The 7,520-nt window shown below is 72.6% G+C and carries 7 protein-coding genes and 1 pseudogene; 5 read left to right on the top strand and 3 right to left on the bottom strand.

Annotated features, from left to right (window positions below; translation table 11 throughout):
• Positions 1–95: 95 nt before the first annotated feature.
• Complete coding sequence (locus tag E4P41_RS20595; protein WP_135143078.1) at positions 96–554, bottom strand: hypothetical protein; 459 nt, start codon at positions 552–554, stop codon at positions 96–98.
• Between the two features lie 85 nt (positions 555–639).
• Positions 640–1,056 (bottom strand): hypothetical protein, encoded by a 417-nt coding sequence (locus E4P41_RS20590; RefSeq protein WP_135143077.1) that lies wholly within the window; start codon positions 1,054–1,056, stop codon positions 640–642.
• Between the two features lie 54 nt (positions 1,057–1,110).
• On the opposite strand from E4P41_RS20590, the gene E4P41_RS20585 reads away from it, so the two are divergent.
• The 4 genes from E4P41_RS20585 to E4P41_RS20570 all read left to right on the top strand — a co-directional run bounded on the left by E4P41_RS20585 (position 1,111) and on the right by E4P41_RS20570 (position 6,403).
• Positions 1,111–2,913, top strand: coding sequence for a tetratricopeptide repeat protein (locus E4P41_RS20585; RefSeq protein WP_135143076.1), 1,803 nt, complete (start codon positions 1,111–1,113; stop codon positions 2,911–2,913).
• A gap of 23 nt (positions 2,914–2,936) precedes the next feature.
• On the top strand, positions 2,937–4,577 hold the full coding sequence (locus E4P41_RS20580) for a CHAT domain-containing protein (RefSeq protein WP_135143075.1): 1,641 nt from the start codon (positions 2,937–2,939) through the stop codon (positions 4,575–4,577).
• Complete coding sequence (locus E4P41_RS20575; protein WP_135143074.1) at positions 4,574–5,932, top strand: tetratricopeptide repeat protein; 1,359 nt, start codon at positions 4,574–4,576, stop codon at positions 5,930–5,932. The genes E4P41_RS20580 and E4P41_RS20575 overlap by 4 nt, the downstream gene beginning before the upstream one ends.
• 156 nt (positions 5,933–6,088) lie before the next feature.
• On the top strand, positions 6,089–6,403 hold the full coding sequence (locus E4P41_RS20570) for a hypothetical protein (protein ID WP_135143073.1): 315 nt from the start codon (positions 6,089–6,091) through the stop codon (positions 6,401–6,403).
• A gap of 219 nt (positions 6,404–6,622) precedes the next feature.
• Here the strand turns inward: E4P41_RS20570 and E4P41_RS20565 are convergent, their stop codons facing one another.
• Entirely contained in the window at positions 6,623–7,153 is a 531-nt protein-coding gene (locus E4P41_RS20565) for a hypothetical protein (protein ID WP_135143072.1), read from the bottom strand.
• Between the two features lie 219 nt (positions 7,154–7,372).
• Here E4P41_RS20565 and E4P41_RS20560 point away from each other — a divergent pair.
• Positions 7,373–7,520: pseudogene (locus E4P41_RS20560) on the top strand (IS3 family transposase); the annotation flags it as partial.

The following is a 7,520-nucleotide window of genomic DNA, read 5'->3' as shown; positions in this document are numbered from 1 at the left end:
GCACATCCGGCGGCAGCAGAAACCCCTGATCGACATCCGCGCGGATGAAGTTCTGCGGCATGCCCCATTCTCCCGCAACTACCGCCCGCACCCGCTCAGGCACGCGGCTTTATGCGACAGGCTCGATAGGCGTGGCACGGCGCCGACCGGAGATCGATCTTCGTCGTCGCACGTGCATTCGGTCGTGCATTCACCACGTTCTGGAGATCGCAGGGGGTGAGGTAGTTCAGGCCTCCCGCGTCGTCGAGCAGGAAGACGAATGTCGGCGTCCCCGATCGACTGCCCGAGATCCAGTCTTTCATCGTGCCGATCGACACCCGCGCGCTATTGGCCTTGGAGCGGAACTTCACCTGCACGTGCGCGGAGTGCCCGGACATCGTCCATGACTTGCTGGAGTCGACGTCGACGATCTGATCGGGTACATGCAGATGCAAATCCCAGCCGGTGTCGGAACCCGTCAGACTGTTGATTGCTGCGCCGGTACGGAGCAGATGGCCGAACACCTCAACTTCCGCCAGGTCGCCGGAGACGTGCGAGCTAGTCCGCTTTCCCACCAGGACATTCTAGAAGTGCGGATTCACGCCGGGGCTGAAGGCTTCGGTGGGCGCGTCGCCACGGCGGAGCCGCGGGCGTTTTGTGTCAATTCCCGCGGATGCGGACGAGGCTCACCGCGCCCTCCGGCTCGGCCTGGACGGTGAACGGCCGACCGTCGGCGGTGCCCTGCGCGGACCAGCTTCCATCTGCGAGCTGTCGGAGCGTGCCGATCGTGATGGTGGTGACGCCGATCGCGGTCAGGCTGTCCTGGACCGCCTGGCTCATGTCCGAGGCGGTGGGACGGCGGCTCCGCGGCCTGATGAAGCCGCTGTGCCGCAAGCGGGTGGCCAGCGCGGTCAGCATGGCGTAGCCGGCGTTGCCGATGATGCCGCTGGCCAGCGCGGTCTGCACGAAGTCGGTGAACGGGCTCAGCACTGCCGCGTCGGTTGAGGGTGCCGGTTCCTGCACGTCGGCGACGACGAGCACCGATCCGTCGTCGAGGTCATAGGTCCGCAGCGTCATGTGCGGATGCTGTCAGACGATCGCCGTCCCGGCTGGTGCCGTACGGTCGGCGGGGTGGGGGAGCGGGGGGCGCAGAACGCCGCTGCTGGCGCGGCCCCGGAGGAGGCTCCGCAACGGGTGCTCGAGGCTGCGGCGGCGGCCAACGACGCCGGACTCCGGGCCTGGCAGGGCGGTGACCTCGAGTCCGCAGCGAACGCGTTTCAGCGTGCCGCCGCGGCCCTCGACCGCGCGGAAGCGGTGCTGCCGCGCTCGGCCACCGAGCACAACCTCGCCCTCGTCCGCATGCGCCAAGGACACCTCGATGAGGCCGCCCGGCTGCTGGAGCGGGCCGTGGCCGTCGCCGGCGACGGAACCGCGGAACGGGATCTGCACGAGGCGGCGGTCCGCCTGACGCTGGGCCAGGTCGCCCGCCGCCGCGACCAGCTCGACGATGCCGCCGGCCACTACCGACGCGCGTTGAACCTCTACCGCCGCCATGGCCGCACCGGCGACGTCGTGGACGTGCAGATCAACCTCGCCGTCCTAGACGAACGAGCCGGGCGGCTGACGGCTGCGTGGAATCGCCTGGAGGCCGCCCGGTCGGCCGCGGACGACGCGGACGAGCGGCTGTCGTGGGCGGCGGCCACGACGACGATGTCCGCGGTCGCGGCTCAGCGCGGGGACTTCGCGACCGCCAGCGTGCTCCTCGACGGGGCGCGGGCGGTGTACGAGAACGACGGCCTGCCCAAGGAACTGGCCGACGTCCTGACCAACCAGGGCTACGTGCACCTCCACGTCGGCGACTACCCCCAGGCCCGCTGGTGCCTGCGGCAGGCGTTGGCCCTCTTCACGCAGATGGGCATGGATCTGGACCGGGCCCGGCTGCAGGGCGGACTGGCCAGCCTCGACCGCCGGATGGGCGACCTGCACGCCGCGGCCGACGGGTACGCCCAGGCCCTGCACACCTATCGGGATCGCGGCGCGGCCCGGGAAGCCGCCGGCACCCTGGTCAACCTCGGCGTCGTCGCCTGCGACGCCGAGCGGTGGGACCAGGCCGTCGACTTCCTGCAGGAGGCCGAGCAGCTGTACGCGCGGCTTGGCTCGCTGCTCGGCCGAGCCACCGTGGCCCACAACTTCGGCGTCGCCGCAGCCGGCCGCGGCGACTGGCAGCGGGCCGAGGACTATTACCGCCAGGCGCAGAGCCTGTACCGGAAAGCCGAGCAACCGCGCCAGGCCGCGGAGCTGGAGACCAATCGCGGCATCGTCGCGGCGGCCCGGGGCAACATGGAGGCCGCCCGGCGCCACTATCGCCGGGCGGCCGCCGGATGCCGTGCGCTCGGGCTGTGGATGCCCCTGGCCCGGTGCCGACACAACTGGGGACTGACCTGGCCACGGACCTCGGCGAAGCGACGCAGCATGGTGCTACCGGCGTGGCTGGCCCTCGACGCGACCCGATTCACCCTCCACCGGCCCGATGAACGTGCCCACTGGCGGGAGGAGACGGGCTCCCTGGCGGCCGCTGCCTTCGATGTGGCGGCCACTGACCCGATGCTGCTCGCCGAGCTGGTGGAACGGGCTCGAGCGGTCGGCACCGTCGACGTGGCCAGCGCGCCGGCGTTGGGTGTGGTCGCCCGCGCACTGCCCTGGGCCGTGACCGACGGCCCGCGGCGCAGCCCGGCTCCCCAGCCGGAGGAGATCATCGGCTCCCTGGCCGTGCGGGCCCCGGCCCAGGTCCACTGCGGCTGGGAGCTGCAGCTGGCGCCCTACGACCGCGAGGCGCAACGCCTGCGGGCCGTGGGCCCGAATCCGCCACCGTCCTCCGACCGCGCCGTGCCGCTGGGCGCGCTGCTGCGGGCAGACGGGCGGCCCGGACGGTGACCGGCGCGCGGCAGCCTCCACCGGTGGCCCCCGACGCCGCGGCGGGGGCCCCCACCGTCTGGTGGCTGGGCCTGTGGCGGGCCGGCGAGAACCTCTACTGGTGGACCACGGCGACCCGCGGCGACGGCGACAACCACGCGGCTCGGCGGGCCGTGCAGGCGCGGGTCTCACCGGAGACCTGGGCCAGCGTGCGCGTTCCGCCGCAGCCGGCGTCCGGCCCAGCCGGACGTGCCCGCGGCGAGCCGGACACCGCATTCGTCGTCGCCGGAGCGCAGCCTTGGACCGAGGTGGAGCCGCTGCTGGCCCTGTTGCTTGACGGGCTCCCCGGCCGAGACGAGACCGCCGAACAGCGACGTCGCGACCTGGAAAGACAACGCGCCAGGATGCAGCAGAACCCGCCGCCGGACCAGGACGAGCACGAGGCGTACTGGTCGGCTCTGTTCGACATCGGCCAGCAACTGGCCGACCTGGAGGTCACCGCCGTCGCGGAATCCCTGCAGCGCGCCTGGACCGGCCCGCTGGTCGACCCGGCGGCCAACCGCGACCTGTGCGCCGGCCTGGGACGCCTGCTGCTCCCGGCCGTTCTGCGGGAGTACCTGACCGCACCGTCCGCAGCGACCGCCGCGTCCGGCGAGGGGGCGCCGGAACTCTCGGACGAGGCGCCACCGTCCCCTCCGCAGCGAAGCGTTCCCGACGTGCCGACTCTGGTGATCGCTCCCGGCCCCGACCTCGGGGCCGTGCCCTGGGAGCTGCTCACCGTCGACGACACCGACCGTCGGCTGGTCGAAGTGGCCCGCGTCCGCGGCGGCGTCAGTCCCGCCTCACTGGTCGACCTGCCCCTGCCCGCGGCTCCGCATCGGCCCCAGGGCCCGGTGCTGCGTGTGGTGGATCCCAGCCGCAGTCGGACGCGTCCCACCGCGCTGCCCATCTATCCCGAGCAGCTGCCCGACGCATGGCGAGACCGGCACGATCCGGCCCGCGGCGACGTGCTGGCCGGCGGATCGGACGAGGACGCCGCCGCCGGACGGCTGCCCAGATGTTCCCGGCAGCAGTTCAGCGCCCTGCTGACCGAGGGCTCTTGGAGTCGCCTGCTGTACCTGGGCCACGTCTCGGTCAGCGACGAGCTGTCCCCGACGGCCGCCGCGCTGGAGTTCGACCCGGATCTCCGTTCGTGGGCCGACCGCCAACCGATGCAGACCGACGACGGGCGTCTGCTCGAGCGGCCCCGGCACACCCACGCGCTCAGCGCTCGCGTCTGGCTGCACGCACCTCAGCGGTGGCCGCTGCCCCGGCGGGTCGCCTTCATCGCCTGCCAGGCCGACGACAGCCGGTACGCCGAACAGGTCGGCCTCACCCTGGCGGCCATTCACGCCGGCGCCCGGGTGATCACCGCGACCCGGTGGACCCTGCCCACCGACCAGACCGCCGGGGCACCGGGGGAGCCCCAGGTGGCGGCTGGGCACGGTCCGACCACCGCGCTCGCACTGGCGGTCGACGAGGCGCACGGGGCCGCCGATCCGGTGGCGGCGCTGCGCGCCTGGCAGCTGAGGCAGCTGCGGCTGTGGCGGCAGGCGAACACGGCCGCGTCCCGGCGGCGGCATGCGCCGCTGATCTGGGCGGCGCCGGTCACCTACGTGCTGCCCGACGAGCCGTCCACCCCATGACCGACCACCGGCAGTCCGCCGAGGACAGCGCGACCGATCTCGGGCAGGCCGGTCGCACGGCGCTGTACCGCGGCAACCACGCCCTCGCGCAGCACGACACCACCGCCGGACGGCGCAGCTACCACATCGCGCTGACCTGCTTCCTTGTGCTCGGCGATGCCCTCGGCGTCGCCGACGCCACCTGCAATCTGGGCACCGCCGCCTGGTTCGACGGTGCGCTGGCCGACGCGCAGCGCCACTACGACGCGGCGTTGACGCTGTACCGCGCCAGCGGATCGGCCTGGCAGGTGGCCAAGACGCTGCAGTACCAGGGCAACGTGGCATACCAACGCGGCCATCTGCCCGACGCCCGACGCGACTATCGGCAGGCGCTGACCCTGTTGCGCCAGCACGGCGAGCTCATCGACGTCGCCGACAGCCGCGTCAACCTGGCGATGGCGGAGAACGAACTGGGCGCCCATCACGAGGCCGTCACCCTCCTCGAGGACGCCGCCGCCGAGTACCGCCGTGCGCTGACTGGACCGGAGCTGACCGACAAGCTCGCCGAGGTCCACCGTGACCTGAGTCTGGTGATGATGGAGCTCGGTGAGCTCCGGCAGGCATGGTCACTGTCGCGTCGGGCGCGCGAGCACTACGCGCGCGAAGGGGCCGACCCGAGGGTGGCTGCGCTCGACCACAACCTGGGCAACATCGCCGCTCGAATGGGTCGCCACCGCACCGCCGAAGCGCTATACAGCAGGGCAGCCGACCAATACCGACGGCGGGGCCTGCTGCACGAGCTGGGCGACTGCGAGCTCGGCCTGGGCAAGGTGTGTCGAGACCGCGGTGACGACGTACAGGCCCGCACCCATTTCCGTCGTGCGGGCAGCCACTACACCGCCAGCGGGGAATGGCTGGCCCGCGCCCGAACCGGCTACAACGTCGGTCTGACCCGCCTTCCCTCCCACACGGCCCTGAACGACCTCGTCCCGGCCTGGGCGGCGATGCAGTCGGTCGCCTGGGGGCTGCCGGAAGTGGCCGCGCGGTGGGACTGGCGGCGAACCCTGGGCCACACCACCGACACCGTGCTGCGGCTGGCCTCGACGGCCGATCCGGTCCTCGCCGCGGAGGTGATCGAGTCCATGCGCGGACTGCCCCTGGCGTTGCATGCGCCCCGCCTCGCCGACGCGGTGTCCGGCTATGCCGACGCCGAGCTGCCGACCCGCGCCCCACCACTCATCCGGTGCGGTCAGGCCCCGCAGTTGCCTCGCCATGTGACCGCCGCCGAGACCCTCATGCGGGCCGCCGGACCGGTCCCACCGCTGCGCCAGGGTGCGGTGTCGCTGATCGGCCTGCTGCTGGTCGGCCCACCGTGACCTGGGTCAGGGGGTGCCGGCACCGTCCCGGTCGACGTCAGACATCCCGAGGCCCGGGGGCGGCCGGACCGCACCGGGTCCGGTGCGCCTCGCCCGGTTCCGGCACGGCGCTATCCTGTGACCCACGCCACTCGACCGTCGCCCCAGGAGGCCACCATGGCGAACTCCGTCGCCGATCTCGACAGCGCTCTCGCCAACCCGGAGGTGTTGAGTGCCATGGAGGTTCTGGGCCGGCGGGGACTGGGGGTGACGGTGCTCCACTCACACGACGACACCTCCGACGTCATGGTTCCGTTCGTGCCCGGAACTGTGCAGTTCGAAGACGACCTCCAGGTCCGTTTCGTCGACTCCGACGATCCGGTGCTGACTGGGTCGGTGCCGGTCACCGCCGTTTGGATCAACGGTGGGCCGGTCGTGGTCGGCCGGTGCCGTCAGGGGCACGGCGAACAGGTGCCCCCGCCGGTCGGCTGAGTCCGCGTCGACGGTTCCCCTACCGCTGCCGGCGTCGCCACCGCGGCTGGCTCCGGTCCCGGTTCTGTCCATCGCTCCCGCCCGGCCAGACATCGCGGCTCGTGCCGGTGGCGGCGACGACCGAAGCCCCGATCGGTGAAGCGGTCTCGACCGTGGCCGGGCACCTCGTGGGCCGGGAACCGGCGACCGCCCGGGTGGGCCGCCGTCCCGACCGGCGGCTCACGTGTCGGTCGGCCCGCCGGGCTTCTGACTGGCGCCGTCGGTGCGCGGCCGGGTGCTCAGCATCTCCTCGATGGCCGGGGCGGCGTCCCGCAGCCGGCGGAACACCGTCGCCCCCGCGCCGAGGCGGCGCACGCCCTGGGCCAACGGGCTGGCCATGTGACGTTCGCACACCACGACATCGGCGTAGGCGCCGGCGCAGGACAGGTACACCATGTCGGTCAGATCGTTGCCTTTCCAGGCCGTGCCCGTGTTCAGATGCCCGTAGTGCGCGAGTTCGCGGAACAGGCCGGCCGACGGCAGCTCGGCCAGCCCGTGGGCGCCGTGCCCGTGCAGCCAGTCGCTCATCTGGCCGGGGGTGAGGCCGGCGGCGTGGTGTAAGGCGTGCTGCGCCATGCGCCGTAGAGGCGCGCCCGGTTCGAGGCTGAACACCGGTGCCGCCCGGCTGCCCGCCTCGCTGAAGTGCAGGCGCCTAAACAGGTCGTGGACGAGCCAGCACGACGGCGGTGAGGCCGCGACGACTACCGCCACGTCGTGAATGACCGCAGCGGTCTCGGCGGGGTTCGCTGTAGGCCTGCCGATGTGAGCGTCGATGGGCTGGTCGGCGAGGTGGCCGGCCCGGCCGATGGCATTCCGCAGCGCGGACGGCCCGTCCCGATGGAGGTAGCTGGCCGGGTCCAGCCCATCAGGGGGCGTCCGTGAATCGTCCTGGGGCGGGTGAAGGGTCCAACCAGCAAGGAGACTGGACCTGTGTCTGCACCACGGAAGTTTGACTCGGAGACCCGGGACCGCGCGGTCCGCATGTACGCCGACCGGGTGCGTGACGGCGAGTCGAAGCTCGCTGCCCGGCGCAAGGTCGGCGAGTTGCTCGGCGTCAACCCGGCGACGCTGCGGAACT

Source organism: Geodermatophilus sp. DF01-2 (assembly GCF_004571065.1).
GTDB lineage: Bacteria > Actinomycetota > Actinomycetes > Mycobacteriales > Geodermatophilaceae > Geodermatophilus.
This window is presented reverse-complemented; position numbering and strand designations above follow the sequence as displayed.